Origin of the sequence: Kitasatospora sp. NRRL B-11411 (genome assembly GCF_000721345.1) — a bacterium.
Classification (GTDB): Bacteria; Actinomycetota; Actinomycetes; order Streptomycetales; family Streptomycetaceae; genus Kitasatospora; species Kitasatospora cineracea.
The window spans coordinates 14,047-31,695 of sequence record NZ_JOGH01000119.1 but is presented as its reverse complement, the minus strand read 5'-3'; the positions used below and the strand labels follow the sequence as shown (position 1 = coordinate 31,695).

General features: G+C 75.3%; 20 protein-coding genes and 1 riboswitch. Of the genes, 4 read left to right on the top strand and 16 right to left on the bottom strand.

Annotated elements, in window-relative coordinates:
• Window positions 1-133: 133 nt before the first annotated feature.
• The 14 genes from IH44_RS0133150 to IH44_RS0133085 form a co-directional block, all read right to left on the bottom strand.
• The gene (locus IH44_RS0133150) at window positions 134-1,867 is read right to left on the bottom strand and encodes a pyruvate dehydrogenase (protein WP_255358159.1); all 1,734 of its coding nucleotides are present in this window, start codon (window positions 1,865-1,867) and stop codon (window positions 134-136) included.
• A 102-nt stretch (window positions 1,868-1,969) separates the two neighbouring features.
• Window positions 1,970-2,227: a hypothetical protein gene (locus tag IH44_RS0133145; RefSeq protein WP_030463504.1), complete on the bottom strand. Its 258-nt coding sequence runs from the start codon at window positions 2,225-2,227 to the stop codon at window positions 1,970-1,972.
• A gap of 72 nt (window positions 2,228-2,299) precedes the next feature.
• Entirely contained in the window at window positions 2,300-3,388 is a 1,089-nt protein-coding gene (locus IH44_RS0133140) for a cytochrome P450 (protein WP_232795178.1), read from the bottom strand.
• A complete protein-coding gene (locus tag IH44_RS48725) occupies window positions 3,385-4,797 on the bottom strand; it encodes a cytochrome P450 (protein WP_232795177.1) in 1,413 nt (470 codons plus the stop codon). The genes IH44_RS0133140 and IH44_RS48725 overlap by 4 nt, the downstream gene beginning before the upstream one ends.
• Window positions 4,794-5,390 carry an ATP/GTP-binding protein gene (locus tag IH44_RS0133130; protein WP_030463501.1) on the bottom strand — a complete coding sequence of 199 codons (597 nt, stop codon included), beginning with the start codon at window positions 5,388-5,390 and terminating at the stop codon, window positions 4,794-4,796. Before IH44_RS0133130 ends, IH44_RS48725 begins: the two co-directional genes overlap by 4 nt.
• A complete protein-coding gene (locus tag IH44_RS0133125; protein WP_030463500.1) occupies window positions 5,368-5,712 on the bottom strand; it encodes a DUF742 domain-containing protein in 345 nt (114 codons plus the stop codon). Before IH44_RS0133125 ends, IH44_RS0133130 begins: the two co-directional genes overlap by 23 nt.
• On the bottom strand, window positions 5,709-6,119 hold the full coding sequence (locus IH44_RS0133120) for a roadblock/LC7 domain-containing protein (protein ID WP_030463499.1): 411 nt from the start codon (window positions 6,117-6,119) through the stop codon (window positions 5,709-5,711). Before IH44_RS0133120 ends, IH44_RS0133125 begins: the two co-directional genes overlap by 4 nt.
• The gene (locus IH44_RS0133115) at window positions 6,103-7,365 is read right to left on the bottom strand and encodes a sensor histidine kinase KdpD (RefSeq protein ID WP_157852550.1); all 1,263 of its coding nucleotides are present in this window, start codon (window positions 7,363-7,365) and stop codon (window positions 6,103-6,105) included. The genes IH44_RS0133120 and IH44_RS0133115 overlap by 17 nt, the downstream gene beginning before the upstream one ends.
• A gap of 103 nt (window positions 7,366-7,468) precedes the next feature.
• Window positions 7,469-9,646, bottom strand: a complete 2,178-nt coding sequence (locus tag IH44_RS43335) for a SpoIIE family protein phosphatase (RefSeq protein ID WP_051817786.1) — start codon at window positions 9,644-9,646, stop codon at window positions 7,469-7,471.
• A 124-nt stretch (window positions 9,647-9,770) separates the two neighbouring features.
• Window positions 9,771-9,995, bottom strand: a complete 225-nt coding sequence (locus IH44_RS0133105) for a hypothetical protein (RefSeq protein ID WP_030463496.1) — start codon at window positions 9,993-9,995, stop codon at window positions 9,771-9,773.
• 178 nt (window positions 9,996-10,173) lie between these two features.
• Window positions 10,174-10,365: a hypothetical protein gene (locus tag IH44_RS0133100; protein WP_030463495.1), complete on the bottom strand. Its 192-nt coding sequence runs from the start codon at window positions 10,363-10,365 to the stop codon at window positions 10,174-10,176.
• A gap of 30 nt (window positions 10,366-10,395) precedes the next feature.
• Entirely contained in the window at window positions 10,396-10,980 is a 585-nt protein-coding gene (locus tag IH44_RS0133095) for a TetR-like C-terminal domain-containing protein (protein WP_030463494.1), read from the bottom strand.
• The gene (locus tag IH44_RS0133090) at window positions 10,980-11,825 is read right to left on the bottom strand and encodes an alpha/beta fold hydrolase (protein ID WP_035957171.1); all 846 of its coding nucleotides are present in this window, start codon (window positions 11,823-11,825) and stop codon (window positions 10,980-10,982) included. Before IH44_RS0133090 ends, IH44_RS0133095 begins: the two co-directional genes overlap by 1 nt.
• A gap of 136 nt (window positions 11,826-11,961) precedes the next feature.
• Window positions 11,962-12,252 carry a YiaA/YiaB family inner membrane protein gene (locus IH44_RS0133085; RefSeq protein ID WP_030463492.1) on the bottom strand — a complete coding sequence of 97 codons (291 nt, stop codon included), beginning with the start codon at window positions 12,250-12,252 and terminating at the stop codon, window positions 11,962-11,964.
• A gap of 226 nt (window positions 12,253-12,478) precedes the next feature.
• Window positions 12,479-12,643: riboswitch (cyclic di-AMP (ydaO/yuaA leader) on the top strand.
• A gap of 10 nt (window positions 12,644-12,653) precedes the next feature.
• Between IH44_RS0133085 and IH44_RS0133080 the strand changes: the two genes are divergently transcribed.
• On the top strand, window positions 12,654-13,436 hold the full coding sequence (locus IH44_RS0133080; protein WP_051817784.1) for a M23 family metallopeptidase: 783 nt from the start codon (window positions 12,654-12,656) through the stop codon (window positions 13,434-13,436).
• A gap of 9 nt (window positions 13,437-13,445) precedes the next feature.
• On the opposite strand, the gene IH44_RS0133075 is transcribed toward IH44_RS0133080, so the two are convergent.
• Window positions 13,446-14,219, bottom strand: a complete 774-nt coding sequence (locus IH44_RS0133075; RefSeq protein ID WP_030463490.1) for an SDR family oxidoreductase — start codon at window positions 14,217-14,219, stop codon at window positions 13,446-13,448.
• Window positions 14,220-14,392: 173 nt separating this feature from the next.
• On the opposite strand from IH44_RS0133075, the gene IH44_RS0133070 reads away from it, so the two are divergent.
• The gene (locus IH44_RS0133070; RefSeq protein ID WP_030463489.1) at window positions 14,393-15,241 is read left to right on the top strand and encodes a helix-turn-helix domain-containing protein; all 849 of its coding nucleotides are present in this window, start codon (window positions 14,393-14,395) and stop codon (window positions 15,239-15,241) included.
• 23 nt (window positions 15,242-15,264) lie between these two features.
• Here the strand turns inward: IH44_RS0133070 and IH44_RS0133065 are convergent, their stop codons facing one another.
• On the bottom strand, window positions 15,265-16,077 hold the full coding sequence (locus IH44_RS0133065; protein WP_030463488.1) for a hypothetical protein: 813 nt from the start codon (window positions 16,075-16,077) through the stop codon (window positions 15,265-15,267).
• A 50-nt stretch (window positions 16,078-16,127) separates the two neighbouring features.
• Between IH44_RS0133065 and IH44_RS0133060 the strand changes: the two genes are divergently transcribed.
• Together IH44_RS0133060 and IH44_RS0133050 are read left to right on the top strand one after the other, a co-directional pair.
• Complete coding sequence (locus IH44_RS0133060) at window positions 16,128-16,721, top strand: GNAT family N-acetyltransferase (protein ID WP_051817782.1); 594 nt, start codon at window positions 16,128-16,130, stop codon at window positions 16,719-16,721.
• A 117-nt stretch (window positions 16,722-16,838) separates the two neighbouring features.
• Window positions 16,839-17,540: a sensor domain-containing protein gene (locus IH44_RS0133050; protein WP_030463486.1), complete on the top strand. Its 702-nt coding sequence runs from the start codon at window positions 16,839-16,841 to the stop codon at window positions 17,538-17,540.
• Window positions 17,541-17,649: the final 109 nt, after the last annotated feature.

The following is a 17,649-nucleotide window of genomic DNA, read 5'->3' as shown; positions in this document are numbered from 1 at the left end:
CACCAGGGCCGACCGGCCCCTCCCCAGGGCCTCCCCCCGGCCGCCCGCCAGGGCCTCCCCTCCACCTTCCCTGCCCCGGCGAAGCCGCTTGCCTGCCGCCCGCCAGGGCCCTCCCCCTGCCCCGAGGTTCCCGTCAGGGGCGCGGGATGTTGCGGAGGTTGGAGCGCGCCAGGTCGATCATCTTGCCGACGCCGCCGGTCAGGACGGTGCGGCCGGCGGCCAGGGCGAAGCCCTTGAGCTGGGCGGCGGTGATGTGCGGGGGGATGGAGAGGGCGTTGGGGTCGGTGACGACGTCGACCAGGGCGGGGCCGGGGCGTTCCAGCGCGTCGGCGAGGACCTCGCGGACCTTCGCCGGGTCGGTGACCCGCTTCGCGGCGATGCCGCAGGCGCGGGCGATCGCCGCGTAGTCGACGTCGCCGTTGTCGATCTCGGACTCGGGGTAGCCGGAGACCAGCATCTCCAGCTTGATCATGCCGAGCGCCCCGTTGTTGAACACCACGGTCTTCACCGGCAGCCGGTACTTCGCCACGGTGAGCAGTTCGCCGAGCAGCATGCCGATCCCGCCGTCGCCGGACATCGAGACCACCTGCCGTCCGGGGAAGGCGAGTTGGGCACCGATCGCGTGCGGCAGGGCGTTGGCCATCGAGCCGTGCAGGAAGGAGCCGATGACCCGGCGGCGCCCGTTGGGGGTGAGGTAGCGGGCGGCCCAGACGTTGCACATGCCGGTGTCGACGGTGAAGACGGCGTCCTGGTCGGCGACGTCGTCGAGGACCGAGGCGACGTACTCGGGGTGGATCGGCCGGTGCTTCTCGATGCCCCTGGTGTACGCGCCGACCACCGTCTCCAGCGCCTTGCAGTGCCGGTCCAGCAGCCCGTCCAGGAAGCGGCGGTCGGTCTTGCGCTCCAGCAGCGGCAGCACGGCCCGCAGGGTGGCGGCGACGTCGCCGTGCACGGCGAGTTCGAGCGGGGTGCGGCGGCCGAGCCGGGTCGCGTCGTGGTCGACCTGGACGGTGCGGGCCTGCGGGAGGAAGGAGTCGTACGGGAAGTCGGTGCCCAGCAGCAGCACCAACTCGGCCTCGTGCAGGGCCTCGTGGCAGGCGCCGTAGCCGAGCAGGCCGCTCATCCCGACGTCGTAGGGGTTGTCGTACTGCACCCATTCCTTGCCGCGCAGCGAGTGCCCGATCGGGGCGTGCAGCACCTCGGCGAGGTGCATCAGCTCCTCGTGCGCGCCGCGGACGCCCGCGCCGGCGAAGACGGTCACCGTGCGGGCGGAGTTGAGCGCCTCGGCGAGGGACTGGACCTGGGACCAGGGCGGGGCGGCGACGGCCTGCTCGGTGAGGAAGCTGCTGCGGCCGGTGGGGGAGGGGGCGGTGAGCGCGGCGACGTCGCCGGGGAAGGCCAGCACCGAGACGCCGGGGGAGCCCAGCGCGTGCTGGATGCCGACCCGCAGCAGCCGGGGCAGCTGGACCGGGTTGGAGAGCATCTCGCACCAGGAGCTGCAGTCGGTGAACACCCGCTCGGGGTGGGTCTCCTGGAAGAAGCCGGTGCCGATCTGCGCGGACGGGATGTGCGAGGCCAGGGCCAGTACGGGCACCCCGCTGCGCTGGGCGTCGTACAGGCCCTGGATGAGGTGGGTGTTGCCGGGGCCGCAGCTGCCCGCGCAGACCGCCAGGCGCCCGGTCAGCTCGGCCTCGGCGGCGGCCGCGAACGCCCCGGCCTCCTCGTTCCTGACGTGCACCCAGGAGATGCCCTCGGCGCGGCGGATCGCGTCGACGACCGGGTTGAGGCTGTCGCCGACCACCCCGTAGACGCGTTCGACCCCGGCCTGCTGGAGCACTTCCACCATCTGGTCGGCCACGCTGCCCACGGGATCACCTCACGCCAGGAACCACGGAAGAAACGGACATTCGCACCATAGCGGTTCGCCTGTCCGGGGTGTGGCTCCTGACCGTCGGGGGTCGGGGCGTGGCTACTTCCCGTCGACGGTCGCGCCGAGGGCCTCGCAGGCGCCGGTGGCGGAGTCGGTGAGCGGGCCGACCACCGGGTACTGGGCCAGGTCGCGGTGGCACAGTTCGGCGGTGGAGGGCAGCGGGCCGTGGTAGCCGGTGTCCAGGCCCTGGGCCTGGCCGAGGCCGCCGGCCGAGGCGATCGGGGCGGCCTGGGCGGGGGCCTGGGCGAGCGCCAGCCCGGCCACGGAGAGGACGGCGAGTGCGGTGAGCTTCTTCATGGCAGGTGCAACGAGGCCGACCCCCGCCCGGTCACGTGGAGCGACCCGGCGGGGGCGGTGGCCGACGCCCCGTCAGCCGAGCCGGACGCGCAGGCTGCTGATGCCGTTGCTGACGAACGAGGGGATCGGCCGCGGGTCCGCGCCCTCGGCCGGCCGCAGTCCGGGGAAGCGGGCGAACAGCTCGCGCAGCGCGGTCTCCGCCTCCAGCCGGGCCAGCGCGGAGCCGATGCAGAAGTGCGGCCCGTGCCCGAGCGAGAGGTGCCGGACGGGGGAGCGGGTCAGGTCGAAGCGGTCCGGGTCCGCCCAGTGCTCCGGGTCGCGCCCGGCAGCCGCGTACGAGGCGAGCATCCCGTCGCCCTTGCGGATCACCACGCCCCCGCCGAGGTCGATGTCCTCCAGCGCGTAGCGCATCGGGAACTGGCCGACCGGGGAGTTCCAGCGCAGCGTCTCCTCGACCACCGCGGACCACGGCACCGCGCCGTCCCGCACCAGCCGCAGCTGCTCGGGGTGGGTGAGCAGGGCGTGCACCGCGTTGCAGATCAGGTTGAGGGTGGTCTCGTGGCCCGCCACCACCAGCTGCAGCAGGACGCCGATCAACTCGGGCTCGGTGAGGCGGTCCTGGTCCTCGCGGGCGGCGATCAGCGCGCTGGTCAGGTCGTCGGCGGGCGCGGCCCGCTTCGCGGCGGCGACCCCGGCCAGCAGCGCCCCGATGTCGCGGGCGGCCGCGGCGCCGGCGCCGGGCGCCGCGGAGGAGCTGACCACGACGTCGGACAGCTCGTGCAGCCGGTCCTGCTGCTCCGGGGTCAGGCCCAGCAGCCGGCCGATGACGTGCATCGGCAGCGGGTAGGCGAACCGGCTGCGCAGGTCCACCCCGTCCGCCGGGTCCTCCGCGGCGGCCAGGCCGTCCAGCAGTTCGGCGACCCGCCGCTCGATCGCCGGCGCCAGCTCGGCGATCCGGCGCGGGGTGAGCGCCTGGGCGGACAGCGCGCGCAGCCGGCGGTGGTCGGCACCGTCGGAGGTGGTCATCCCGGGGACGGTGACGAAGGTCAGCAGCGGCCAGCCCTCCGGCAGCCGGCCCTCCCGGTACAGCGACCAGTGCTCGACGCCCTTGCCGACCCGGGGGTCGGCCAGCAGCTGCTGCAGGGCGTCGTGGCCGGTCACCGCCCAGACCACCACCCCACCAGGGAGCTCAACCTGCGTCGCAGGTCCGAGAGCGCGGAGCCGGCGGTTCTCGGCGTGCTGGTCGGCTCCGACGGGGTCGAGTCTGTAGGGGCAGACCCGGTCTGCGGCTGCGGTGTCCATGCGGTCCTCTCGGGCGGGGCGGAGCGGGGCGGGGTGAAGGCGCTGTACAGCACCGGCAGGCTGGTCAGGGCGCGCGACCAGGGCGACGGGCGCCAGGTCAACTCGTGTGCTGGGACGGCGAGTTGGAGATCAGGCAGGCAGTGCAGCAGGGTCTCGATCGCGGTCTCCACGACCAGCCGGGCCGGGTCCTTGGCCGGGCAGACGTGCCGGCCCGCGCCCCAGGCCAGGTGGGCCCGGTTGCCGCTGAGGCCGTCCGGGCCGTGCGCCGACGGGTCGTCGTTGGCCCCGGCCAGGCCGAGCACCAGCAGGTCGCCCGCGCTGATGTACTGGCCGCCCAGCACGGTGTCCGAAGTGGCCCACCGGCCGGGGAAGTTCTGCACCGGCGGGTCGCGCCACAGCACCTCGTCCAGGGCGTCCGCGACGGTCGCCCGGCCGCCGGTCAGGCTGGTGCGGAAGCGGCGGTCGGTCAGCAGCAGCCGCACCGTGTTGCCGATCCAGTTGATGGTCGGCTCGTTGCCCGCCACCAGCAGCACCACCAGGTGGTGCACCACCTCCTCGTCGGTCAGCCCGACCGGGTGGGTCAGCAGCCAGGAGGTCAGGTCGTCGCCGGGCCGCTCGCGCCGCCGCCGCACCAGCGAGGCCAGCAGCCCGGCCAGCGCGGCGGCCGAGCGCTGCGAGTCGGCGGTGCTGTCCACCACCCCGGTGATCAGTTCCAGCAGCGGCGGACCGTCCTCCTCGGGCAGGTCCAGCAGCTGGGTGAAGACCAGCAGCGGCAGCCGCCGGGTGAACTGGGCCACCAGGTCGGCGGTGCCGTCCGGCCCCCAGCTCTCGATCAGCGCCATCGCGGCCGCCTCGGTGGTCTCCCGCAGCCGCTTGTGGTCGATCCGGGCCAGCGTGTCGCCGACCGCGGTGCTCAGCCGCTGGTGCTCGGCGCCGTCCGCGCTCTGCAGGGTGGGCCGCCAGGTGGTCATCGGCACCAGGTGCGAGTCCGGGCGCAGCCGGCCCTCCCGGGGCACCCGCCAGCCCCGCGAGTCCTTGGAGAACTGCTGCTCGTTGCGGGTCAGTTCGAGCATCTCCTGGTACCCGATGACCAGCCACGCCTCCACCCCGGGCTCCAGCTCGATCGGCGCGACCGGGCCGTGCTCGGCGCGCAGCCGGGCGTACAGGCCGTGCGGGTCGGCGGTGAGCGCCGAGCCGTACAGCGGGGCACCGGCCGGGCGGCCGGTGTAGGGACAGCCGGTGGCCGCCAGGTGTTCGGGAACGGTCATGACAGCTCCAGGGCGCCGACCCGCAGGTGGTCGACGAAATCGATCAGCAGGCGGTGCGCGGCGCCCTCGTCGCGGACGTCGCAGGTCAGGATCGGCACGCCGGGCAGCAGGTCGAGCGCCGCCCGCAGTTCCTCCTCCGGGTACGGCGGGGTGTCCGGGAACAGGTTGACCGCCACCGCGAACGGGATGCGCTGCTCCTCCAGCAGCCCGAGCACGTCGAAGGACTCCTCGATCCGCCGCGAGTCGACCAGCGCGATCGCGCCCAGCGCCCCGCGCGACAGGTCCTCCCACAGCGGCCAGAACCGCTGCTGCCCGGGCGTGCCGAACAGGTACAGCGCGAGCCGGCCGCTGAGCGTGATCCGGCCGAAGTCCAGCGCCACCGTGGTGGTCGACTTGTGCGGACGCCCGGTCAGGTCGTCCACGTCCTCGCCGGCCGCGGTCATCGTCTCCTCGGTGCGCAGCGGGTCGATCTCGCTCAGCGCCCCGACCAGGGTGGTCTTGCCCACCCCGAACGGCCCGGTGACCAGGATCTTCACCGCGCCCTGCACGCCGGGCGGCAGGTAGGCGGGCTCAACGGAGCTGACGGAGACCAACCAGCACCTCCTCGATCAGGGCGAGCGGTGCCCGCTCGGCCGGCCGTGCGGGCGGCAGCACCTGGACCGCGCCCAGTTCCCACAGGTCGCCCACCAGCACCTTCAGCACGCTGATCGGCAGGCCGAGGTGGGCTGCCACCTCGGCGATCGACAGCAGCTCCCGGCAGATCTCCAGGATCTCCAGCTGCTCCCGGTTCACCACCATCGGATCGACCGCGACCCCCGACACGGTCCGCACCAGGCTCTCGAACTCCAGCACGTTCCGTCCGGCCCGGCTGCGCCCGCCGGTGATGACGTACGGGCGTACCGGTCCGCGGCTCACCGGAGGTCCCCGGCGGCGGTGGTCTCCTGCCGGGGCGCGGCCGTCAGGTGCTCGCCGATCCGCCCGACCAGCATCTGCATCTGGTAGGCGACCAGGCCCGCGTCCACCGTCTCCCCGGTGACCACCGCGAGGTGCGCGCCGGCCCCGGCGGCGACCACGAACAGGTAGCCGCCGCCGTACTCGATGACGATCTGCCGGGTGCTGCCGTCGCCGAAGCCGGTCGCCACCCCCCGGGACAGCGACTGCAGCCCGGAGCAGGCGGCGGCCAGCCGCTCGGCGTCGTCCCGGTCGATCTGCGCGCTGCGGCCGATCTCCAGTCCGTCGTTGGACACCACGAGGGCGTGCCGGACCTCCGGTACCGAGACGATGTCGGCCAGCAGCCAGCCGAGATCAGGGTTGGTCGTCATGGGAGTCTCCCTGGGGGGAAGCGGGGAATACGTCGGGGCGGTCCGCGTCGGACCGCCGGTCCTGCTGGGCGGCGAGGCGGCCGTCGGCGGTGCCGCTCTGGAACAGCGACATGAAGGCCTGGGCCTCGCGTGCGGAGCGCGGCGACACCGCCGGTTCCGCGGGGAACGGGTCGCGCGGGGCGCTGCCCCGGCGGTTGGTGCGGCGGGGCAGCGCGCCGCCCTGCGGCGGCACCGCGGGCCGCTGGGCCGCCGCGGTCCGGGGGGAGACCGGGCGGACGGGCAGCGGGTCGGCCGCCCGGGGCTGCGGCGCGGCGGCGGCAGCAGGCGGTCGGACGGTGCCGGGCAGGCCGCTCGGCAGCGGGTCGGTGAGCAGCGCGTGCGGCAGCAGCACCACCACCCGCACGCCGCCGTACGGGGACGGCGTGGAGTGCACGGTGACCCGGAAGCCGTACTGCTGGGCGAGCCGGCCGACGGCGGCCAGGCCCAGCTGCGGGACCTCGCCGATCCGGGAGACCTCCAGCGAGCCGCCGCCGGCCAGCGCGGCGGCGGCCTTGGTGACCGTCACGTCGGTCATCCCGACGCCGCAGTCGTCGATCTCGATCACCGCGCCGTTGTGCACCGGCATCAGCGTCACGTACACCTGCGAGCTGGGCGGCGAGTAGCGGGTGGCGTTGTCCAGCAGTTCGGCCACCGCGTGGATCAGCGCCTCGGCGGCCGCGCCGAGCACCGCGGTGTCCACCCGGTTGTGCACGACCACCCGCTGGAACGGCAGGATCCGGCCCTGGGCGCCGCGCACCACGTCCTCCAGCGGGACGGGCTCGGGCCAGGTCCGGCCGGCCCGGGAGCCGCAGAGCACGGCCAGGGTCTGGGCCAGGCGGGCCTGCTGGGCGGCGGCGTGGTCGGCCCGCAGCAGGCCGTCGAGCAGCACCGGGTCGTCGTGGGTGCGCTCCATCTCGTCCAGCCCGGCCTGCTGGTCGTGCGCCATCACCAGGATCCGGCGGGCCACGTTGAGGAAGGCCCGGCGGGTCGCCGCGTTCATCTCCTGCTCCTGCAGGGCGGCCTCGGCCCCGGCCCGGCGGTCGGCCAGTTCGGCGGCCAACTGCGCCCGGACGTCCGCGAGTTCGCCCTCGCTCCGGGCGAGCCGGGAGCGCAGCGCCCGGGTGACGGCACGGGAGCGGGCAGCGGCCGCGAGGCTGGAGAGGGCGAGCAAGGCGGTTGCTGCCAGGCACCATTGAGTGGTCGTCACACGCGGAGTTTATGGTGGTGTTACTACTTGCGTATGAACGGTTCCAACTTCGGCTGTTCAGATTCCGTCAATTTCGGACAAGCCGGGCGGGACGGGCCGGAGCTCAGGTAGAGATCCGGTGAAGCAGCAGCAACGCCACGTCGTCCTGCCGGACTTCGCGCTCCGTCACGTTCAGCGTCAGCAGGTCGGCCAGCCGCTCCAGCGCCTCCGGCCGTCCCAGCCGCCGGGCCCCGCCGGCCTCCGCCGTCCACAGCTCCAGCCCGCCCAGCATCCGCTGCACCGACTCGTCGTAGTCCTCGTCCCGGACCTCCACCAGCCCGTCCGTGTAGGCCAGCAGCGTCTCGCCCGGCTCCAGCCGGGCCTCCGCGGGCGGGTAGCGCACATCCGGCAGCACCCCCAGCGGCGGGCCGCCCGGCAGCTCCAGCTCGGCCGCCCCGCCCGCCCCGATCCGCACCGGCGGCGGGTGCCCGGCCCGGGCCGCCCGCAGCAGCCCGCTCGCCGGGTCCAGCACCACGTACAGGCAGGTGGCGAACAGCTCGGTCTCCATCTCGGCCAGCAGCCGGCTGGTCCGCTCCAGCGCCGCCGCCGGGTCGTTGCCGTCCGTCGCGTACGCCCACAGGCCCGAACGCAGCTGCCCCATCACCGCGGTGGCCTCCGCGTTGTGGCCCTGCACGTCGCCGATCACCAGCCCGACCAGGCCGTCCGGCAGCCGCAGCAGGTCGTACCAGTCGCCGCCGATCTGCATCCCCTCGGTGGACGGCAGGTAGCGCGCCGCCGAGGCGATCCCCGGCAGCACCGGCAGCGAGCGCGGCAGCATCGCCCGCTGCAGCTCGCTGGCCCGCTCGTGGTGCACGTCGTACAGCCGGGCCCGCTCCAGCGACTGCGCCAGGATGCCCGCGAACGCCGAGTACATGGTGCGGTCCTCGCGGCTGAAGGACCGCTCGGTGGCGAAGGTGATCAGGCAGGAGCCGACCTGCCGCCCGGAGGCCACCAGCGGCAGCACCGTCCAGGCGGCCGGCGCCCCCGGGCCCCGCCCCGGCCCGCCCGGCTCGCTGAACAGCGGGGTGGCCCGGGCCAGCACGTGCTCCATCACCCCGCCCGCCAGGTCGTGCAGCCGGTTCAGCTCCGCCCGGTGCGGGCCGCCGAACAGCGCGGGCGACACCGGCATCAGCCGGCCCTCGTCCACCAGGTCCAGCACCACGCCGGCCGCGCCCAGTGCCGGCCGGGCCACGTCGGTCAGCGCCGCGGTCACCTCGCGCACCGTCACCGCCCGGGACAGCGCCCTGGTCAGCGCCAGCAGCAGGGTCGAGCGGGCCCCCGCCGCCGCGGCCGCCGCGAGGCCGCCCGCCGGACCCGGCCGCCACTCCCGCCCGGTCAGCAGCCCCGCCGTCCGCACCGGCCGCCGGTGCACGTCCAGCATCACCTCGCCGGCCTCGTCCACCTGCCAGGCCGTCCCGTCCGGCCGCACCACCCGGTACGAGATCCGGTACGGGCCGCCGACCGCCAGCGCGTCCGCCAGCGCGGCCTGCACGTCCGGCAGGTCCTCCGGGTGCACCACGTCCGCCAGGTCCGGCGCCCGCCCGGTCGCCCCCGGCGGCGGCAGGCCCACCAGCCGGTACGCCTGCGCGTCCCACAGCGTCTCGCCGGTGACCAGGTCCCGCTCGAACGCCCCGACCCCCGCCGAGCGCACCGCCAGCGACAGCAACTCGCCGTCCGGGGAAGGCAGTTCGGTACGCAGACCGTCCGAGGCGGGGTCGGCCGCGTGCACGTGGTCCAGCAGGTGCGCGAGCCGGTGCGCGACCACGTCGGCGAAGGTCTCCAGCAGCTCCACGTCCCGCCGTGGGACGGCCCCGCGGTGGGCCAGCGCGAGCGCCAGCGAACCCACCGGGTCCCCGTCCACCACCAGCGGCAGCACCGCCAGCGCGACCAGGCCGGTGCCCAGGCCCGCCGCCGTGTTCGGGTAGTCCGCGCTGGTCTGCTGCGGACTCAGCAGCACCGGCTCCCGCCGCTGCAGCGCCAGTGCCGCGGGCAGCCCGCTCGCCGGGTCGACCACCCCGTACTTGCGGTGCGCCCACTCGGGCAGCTCGTGCGAGGCGGTCAGCCGCAGCATCCCGCCGCCGTCCAGCAGGTACAGCGCCGAGCCCTCGCCGGTGATCCAGGCCGGGCCCTCGGCCAGCAGCGCCGCCAGCAGTTCCGCCGCGCTCGACGCCCGGAGCAGCGCCCGCACGCACCGCAGCTCGGAACGGCTGGCGCGGCGCGGGGAGTTCCGGTCCTGGTCCATGGGAGGCGCCCGGCCCTTCCGGTCGACGTGCCAGTGCTGACCATCTTATGGACGCACCGGGCAACCGGCCGCTTTCACGACACGTCGGGCAACGCGGTCATTTCCGACACCCGGCCCGGGGGCCTCACTGGCCGTCGACCTCGCCGTACCCGCGCTGCGGGCCCGCGGCGACCGGCCGCAGCGAGCGCAGCCCGCGCGCCACCGCGATCCCGCGCCGCAGCGCGCTGCCCCAGCCCTCCCGCGGCGGGGCGGCCGCCGGCCGCGCGGCACCCGGGGCGCCGTCCGGCGCCGTCCGGGGAGCGGGGATCAGCCCCGTGCCGGGCTCGATGTGCTGAGTCGCCTGCGGCATGTCCTGATCCTCCGTGCTTGTCGGCCACACCCGTGGAAGGTCTCCACGCGGTATGACTTCCCGACCGAAGGACAGTGTTACGCACCGGCGGTGTCGGAATGGTGGGGGACAGGTTGCGAAAAGGTGTGGACGGCGCGCCACCGGCGCGTTCCCACCCTGGTCGGCGTCCCCGCGGGGCTCAGGGCCCGGTCTGCTCCGCGGCGGCCCGCGCGGAGTCCTGCTCCACCGGCAGGTCCGGGGCGGAGACGGCGTCCTTCAGCGGGCCGGGACCGGTGCGGTGCTCCGGCGCGGCGTGCGCGCTGGGGGCGGCGAGGGAGGCGACCACCCCGACGGCGAGCGAGGCAAAGGCGAGCAGGCTGCGCTTCTTCATACCGTGGAGAACGCGGCAGCGCCCCGGAGGTCACGCGCCTTCCGCGCCGGGCCAGTTGGCCAGGCCCTCGACCAGCACCCCGGTCAGCCGCTCCAGCGTGACGTCCGTCCCCTCGGCGAGCTGGAACGCCCCCGCCGTGGTCAACGAGGCGTATCCGTGGGCCGCGGCGCGCAGCGTCCGCACCGCGTGCACCGCCTCCGAGCCCGCCAGCCCGTAGCCGCGCAGCACCGCGAACAGCACGCCCACCAGCCGCTCGGCCGCCGCGGTCAGCTCCGGGCCCGGATCCGGGTCCGGCACCTGCGGCAGCGCCGCGTACCGGAGGGGGTGGCTCAGCGCGTACCCGGCGTACGCGGCGAGCAGGGCGCGCACCGCCCCGTCCCGGGAGCGGCCGAGGACGGCGGCGGCCAGGTGGTCGGCCAGCTCCCCGGTGGTGCGGACGGCGACCAGCCGGCGCAGCTCGGGCAGGCCCCCGGCGACGTGCTTGTACAGCGAGGGGGTGGCGACGCCCGCCCTGGCGGCGACCGCGGCCAGGGTGAGCGCCTCGGCGCCGCGCTCGTCGATCAGTTCGAGGGCGTGGTCCACCACGGCGGCGGTGGAGAGTCCGGCGCGGGGCATCAGCGGGCGCTCCCGCCGGTGCCGGGCAGCTCGGCCAGGAAGGGCAGCAGGGCGTCGGCGACGGCCTGCGGGTGACCGGCCATCGGGTAGTGGCCGGCGCCCCCGATCATCACCTTGCGGCCGCGCAGCGCGGCGGCCTGCCGGTCCGCGACCAGCTCCGGCTTCGGGAAGTCCGGGTCCCGGTCGCCCATCAGCACCAGCGCGGGCACGTCGACGGCCGCGCACCAGCCGACCGGCGCCGAGTCGCCCTTCAGGTAGCCGCGCAGCGCCGCCTTGCGGGCGGGCTCGCGGAGCATCGCGGCCAGCCCGGCCCGGTAGTCCTCGAAGTCGGCGGGCCTGCTGCCGGCCGGGTAGTAGAACTTCTGCATCGTGCCCCACAGGCCGGGGAACGCGGTGACCAGCGGGGCGGCCAGGCCGAACAGCGCCTTCTGGAAGCCGTTCAGCGGCAGGTTCTCGATGAACGCGTCGATCAGCACCACGCCGCCGGTGCGCTCGGGGGCGAGCGCGGCGGCCCGGACCACGGTGGCGCCGGTGTACGAGCTGCCGACCAGGACGGCGCCGCGCAGGTCCAGGTGGGCCAGCAGGGCCGCCAGGTCCTCGGCGATCGCGGCCGGGGTGTGGTCGGTGAAGCCGGTCGAGGACTCGCCCATGCCGCGCAGGTCCATGGTGACCACCCGGTGCCCGGCGGCGCTCAGCAGCGGGGCGAGGTGGCGGTAGACGGCGCGCTTGTCGAGCATGCCGGGCAGCAGGACGACCGGGACGCCGGAGCCGGGGGCGTCGTCGTAGGCGATCCGGCCGCCGGTGACGTCGAGGTACCGGGTGGTGGTGCCGAGGGTGCTGTTCATCGCGGGCCTCCTGGCGGGCGTCCGGCGCTCCGGGCTCTCCGGGCCCGGCTGCTGCCGATAGCCATAAAGCTAAGGCTAATAGCCTTAGCCGTCAACCCCTCGCCCCGGCCCCGGTTCCCGCCACCGCCCCCCGCCCTCAGATCCCGTCCACCTTGAACGGGTCGTGCTCGGCGAGCAGCTTCTCCAGCCGGGCCTGGTCGACCCGGCTGGTGATCGCGCCCTCGTCCTGGCGGTCGCGGACCACCTTGGCCAGCGTGAACGCGGAGGTGATCACGTACAGCAGCCCGACCCCGAGGAAGGCGCGCATCCAGGCGCTGACCGGGAGGTACGCGATCCCGAGGGCGAGCGCGGCGGTGGCGAACCCGAAGGAGGCGACGGCCTGCAGGTAGTAGGCGGAGGTGGTGCGGTGCGGCACGGATGCGGTCATGCGCCCAGGGTCCCGCCGGGGCGGGAGGAGGTCGTGAGTACGGATACTCAACCGCCCCGTCACGGTCCGTCATGTCCGAAACCGAGCACCTTGGCGAACCGTCACAAATCGCCCATAGGGCGTCAGGAAAGTTTCACTGCACCTCGGTAGGCGCTTGGAATCATGGGGTCCATAGGATTAACGTTTGATAACGCAGCGCGGTCGGCAACGCCGTAACCATGCGGCACCGTGCGCCACGCCTAATCCATCCGGACCTGCCCCCCGGGGCCGGTCCAGGAGCCGGGGAACCACGTTCCACCGGGGTGAATCGGAACGGCCCTGGGCCCGACCGTAGGAGACCTTCCACCTCCGAACCCGTCAGCTAACCCGGTCGGCGGCAGGGAAGGAAGGAGCGCGCCCCCGTGGCGTCGACCCACACCGAGAGCACCGGCACCCAGCTCCTCGACCACCCGGTCGGGACCGAGGCCGTCCGGCACCGGCTGCCCCGTCAGACCCGGACCGGCGCGCCCCTGCTGGGCGTCACCGCGATGACCGCCGCCCTCGGCGCCACCGGCCTCGCCGCCGCCCCCGCCCAGGCCGCCGCCGCGCCGGCCCCGGCCCCCGTCACCGCCGCCGACGAAGCCTCCGACGGCCTGCTCGCCGCCGACCCCGGCCTCGCCCTGGCCGCCCGCATCCTGCAGCAGGCCGACGGGCAGCGCACCGCGGTCGAAGAGTCGGCCCGGGTCGCCGCCGCGCAGGAGGCCCAGGCCAAGCACGCCGAGCGGCAGGCCGAGGCCGAGGCCGACCGGTCCGCGCCCGCCCTGCCGGTGGCCGGGTACCGGCTGACCGCGCCGTTCGCCCAGGCCGGGGAGCACTGGGCCCACCTGCACACCGGCCTGGACTTCGCCGCCCGCACCGGCACCCCCGTCACCGCCGTCACCGGCGGCACCGTCACCTCGGCCGGCTGGTCCGGCGCCTACGGCTACCGGGTCATCCAGACCCTCCCCGACGGCACCGAGCTCTGGTACTGCCACCTCTCCCGGATCGCCACCGCCTCCGGCCCGGTCGCCCCCGGCACCGTCCTCGGCGCGGTCGGCGCCACCGGCAACGTCACCGGCCCGCACCTGCACCTCGAGGTCCGCCCCGACGGCGCCGCCCCCGTCGACCCGCTGCCCTGGCTCCGGCAGCTCGGCCTCCAGCCGTAGGGGCCGTCCTCAGCTCGCCTGGCCGGTCGGCATGACGGTGACCTGCTGGAGGTTGACGCGCGGCGGCAGGGCGGCCAGGAACCCGACCGTCCTGGCGATGTCGCCGGGAACGAGCCACTCCACCGTCTCCCTGGAACCGGCCAGCCAGTCGAGCGCGCCCCGGTCGGTGACGTGGTCCTGGAGCTCCGTCCCGACGATGCCGGGCTCGATCGTCGAGACCCGGACGTGCTTCGCGCCCAGCTCGGCCCGCAGGTGGCGCGAGAGGTGGGTGACGTAGGCCTTGGTCGCGGAGTAGACGGCGAAGGTCGGGAAGATGTTCTGCGCCGCGATCGACGAGGTGTTGACCAGGTCGGCGACGCCGCGCTCGGCCGCGGCCGCGACCAGCTGCGGGGTGAACGCGCCGATGACGTTCATCAGCCCGGAGACGTTGAGGTCGATCTGCCGCTGCCATTGGTCCACGGCCACCTCCTCGACCGGCGCCGGGAGCATCACCCCGGCGTTGTTGAACAGCAGGTCCGCGCCGCCCAGTTCGGCGGCGACCCGGTCGGCGGCCGCCCGCACCGCGGCCCGGTCGGTGACGTCCGCGGCGATCGCCAGGGCGGACCCGCCGGCCCGCTCGATCCGGTCGGCCAGCGCGGCCAGCCGCTCGGCGCGGCGGGCCAGGACGACGACCCGGGCACCGAGCCCGGCGAGCTCCTCGGCGGTGGCCTCGCCGATGCCGCTGGAGGCGCCGGTGATCACGGCGGTGCGGCCGGCCAGGGGCAGGGAGGTGAGCGTGGACATGGTGGACCTTCCTTGCAGGACACGGGAGTTGCGGCACCGGAGGCTCCGGCCGCAGTTCCAGCAGACCAGCCCGGCGGCCCCGCGGACGGCCCCGGGCGGACCCTGCGCCGACTGGTACCGCCAGGGCCACCCACGGCCCGCCGACGCACCCCCGCAGCCCGCACACTTGGTCCATGGAACGCAGCAGGGAAATCGCCGACTTCCTCCGCACCCGGCGCGCCGCGATCGCCCCGGAGCTGACCGGGCTGCCCGCGGACGGCCGGGTGCGGCGGGTGCCCGGTCTGCGCCGCGACGAGGTGGCCCGGCTGGCCGGCGTCAGCACCGAGTACTACACCCGCCTCGAACAGGGCCGGGCCGGGCGCCCGTCCACCGAGGTGGTCCAGGCGCTGGCCCGCGCCCTGCGGCTCGACCCCTCCGAGCGCGAGCACCTGGCCGACCTGCTGCTCCCCGCCGAGCACGCGGCCCGCCGCGCCCCGGAACGGCCGCAGCGGGTCAGGCCGGGGCTGCACCTGATGCTGGAGACCCTGGCGCACGTCCCGGCGTTCGTCCTCGGCCGGCGCACCGACGTCCTGGCCGCCAACCGCCTCGCCCGGGAGGTCCTCACCGACTTCGACGCGCTCCCGGCCACCCGCCGGAACATGGCCCGCTACTACCTGCTCGACCCGCAGGCCCGCGAACGGGTCGGCGACTGGGCGACGATCGCCGCCGAGACCGTGGCCATGCTCCGGCTGGAGGCCGGCCGCCACCCCGACGACCGCAGGCTCGCCGAGCTGATCGGCGAACTCACCCTGCGCTGCCCGGAGTTCACCACCTGGTGGAACGACCACCGGGTGCTTCGCCGCACCCACGGCGCCAAGCACTACGTCCACCCGCTGGTGGGCGACCTGCACTTCTCCTACGAGTCCTTCCAGGCCCCCGGCGATCCGGACCAGACGCTGTGCGTCTACTCCGTGGAACCCGCCTCCCCCACCGCCGACGCCCTGCGCCTGCTGGCCGGCTGGAACGCCCCCGCCGCCACCTGACCGGCGGGACCGCCCCCGGGCCCTCAGTACTCCTCGGGGGCCAGCTCCGGGAACTCCTCCAGCAGCAGCCGCGGCAGCCCCGGGACGGTCCACTCGCCGCACAGGTCGATCGCGGCCTGCGCCACCGCCTCCTCGAACTCCTCGAACGCGCCGGCGAGTTCGGCCGGCATCGGCAGCCCGAGAGCGTTCAGCTCGGCCAGGTTGCGGTAGCTGCGCCGCATCAGGCCCTGCTCCAGCAGCCGCCGCGCCCCGTCGGTGGAGACGCCGATCAGCAGCGGCCGCCCGGGCTGGTCCCAGTGGCCGTCCCCGTCCAGGCCCGGCACCTGGTCGAAGGCCGCGAACCGCTCCGGCTCGGGCCGTTCGCGGAACGCCGCCAGCCACTCCCGGACCGGGCCCGGGTCGTCGGTCGGCACCCCGTCCGCGCGCAGCAGCAGCGCGTACAGCCGGGGCCAGGTCACCAGGTCGGCGCGGCGCAGCAGCGAGAGCAGCACCTCGCCCTGCCAGTCGGCCTCCGCGCGGAGCTTCTCCGCCCGCTTGGCGTTCAGCCGCCGGGCCGCCCGCTGCCACTCGATCAGCAGCCGCACCGCCGCCGGGTAGGCCGCCGGGTCGCCGTCCGGCTGCACGTACAGGTGGAGCTGCTCGTAGAGCAGGTGCTCCAGCACGGGGGAGGTGAGCTCCGGCATGCCGTCGTGCAGCCGGGCCCCGCCCAGCTCCAGCAGGGTCAGGACCGTCCGCACCGCCGGTTCGGGGACGGGGTCGAGCCCCGCCTCGGCCGCCCAGTCCAGCAGGTCGGCGGCACGGGTACGGGGCAGCAGGTGCAGGTCGTCGTCGTCCACCCCGGTACGGTAGCCGGTCCCCGGACGGCCGCCGGGTAGGGTCGGCCGGCATGGAAACCCTCCGGCTGCGCGGCCCCCGGCTCACCCTGCGCGAGTACCGGCACACCCCGGAGGAGGCCGCCGCCCTGCACGCCGTGCACGGCGACCCCGAGACCGTCCGCCACCTCCCGTTCGGGCCACGGGACTTCGAGGACTGCGCCGACCAGCTGGAGCTGTACCTGGAGGCCGCCGAGGAGGAGCCCCGGACGCACTACCGGCTGGCCGTCGACGACCCGGCGGGCGACCCGGTCGGCCAGGCCGCGCTCACCCGCGAGGACGGGCACGCCGCCCAGCTGGGCTGCGTGCTGCGCCGCGACACCTGGGGCCGCGGCTACGCGGCCGAGGCCACCGCGCTGCTGTGCGCGCTCGGCTTCGGGACGCTGGGCCTGTACCGGCTGGCGGCCCGCTGCGACCCCGCCAACACCGCCGCGGTCCGGGTGCTGGAACGGGCCGGGTTCCAGTACGAGGGCCGGGTCCGGGCCGACTCCCACCGGGACGGCCGGTGGCACGACGCGCTGCAGTACGCGCTGCTCGCCCCCGAGTGGCCCGGCCCGCCGTGGTCCGGCCCGGGGTGGCCCGGCCCGCAGGGCGGGACGGGGGGTTAACCCCACCACGGATTCGGCAGCAGGCGTCATTACCCCGGTCCGGGCCGCTGCGGCAGATTGGAGCACGTGCCCGGCCCCGCCGACCGACGGGGCCGCCCGACGACCGAAGGACCGCGGATGTCCACCGCTGCGTACCCCGCCACCGACCGCTCCGTCGGCCCCCTCGACCAGCCCGGGTTCTGGCGCGCCCCGTTCTCCCGGCACACCTTCCGGCAGTTCGGCTACGCGCTCAGCGGGCTGCCGATGGCGGTGCTCGGCTTCTCCCTGGTCGTCCCGCTGTTCTGCGCCGGCCTCGGCCTCTCGCTCACCATGCTCGGCCTGCCCGTCCTCGCCCTGCTGCTGGCCGTCGCCCGCGGCCTCGGCGCCGCCGAGCGGCTGCGGATCCGCACCCTGCTCGGCGAGGAACTGCCCGCCCCGCCGGCGGTCGTGGTCCGCCGCGAGGGCGTCTGGGGCCGGATCACCGCCCGGCTCGCCGACCCGCCCGGCTGGAAGGCCGTGCTGCACCAGTTCGCCATGCTCCCCTGGGCGATCCTCAGCTTCACGCTCTCGATCACCTTCTTCTGCCTGGGCTGGGCGCTCGCCCTGTTCCCGGTCTACCAGTGGGTGTTCCGCCACTACACCTCCTGGGGCGGCTACCGGGTCGCCGACTGGCGCGACTCGAACGGCGTCCAGCACGTCTACGAGCTGACCTCGCCCTGGCAGATCGCCGGCGTCTGCGCGCTCGGCCTGGTCATCCTCTTCCTCACCCCGCAGCTGGTCCGCGGCCTCAACGGCATCAACCGGTTCGCCGCCCGGGCCCTGCTCTCCGCCGACGACTGACCCTCCCCGCGGCCGGGCACCCGCCGCCGACCGGACGTGCGACACCCCCGGGCCCGTGGTCGGATGACCACGGGCCCGGGCCGCACCCCGGGCCCGCCGAACGCCCGGA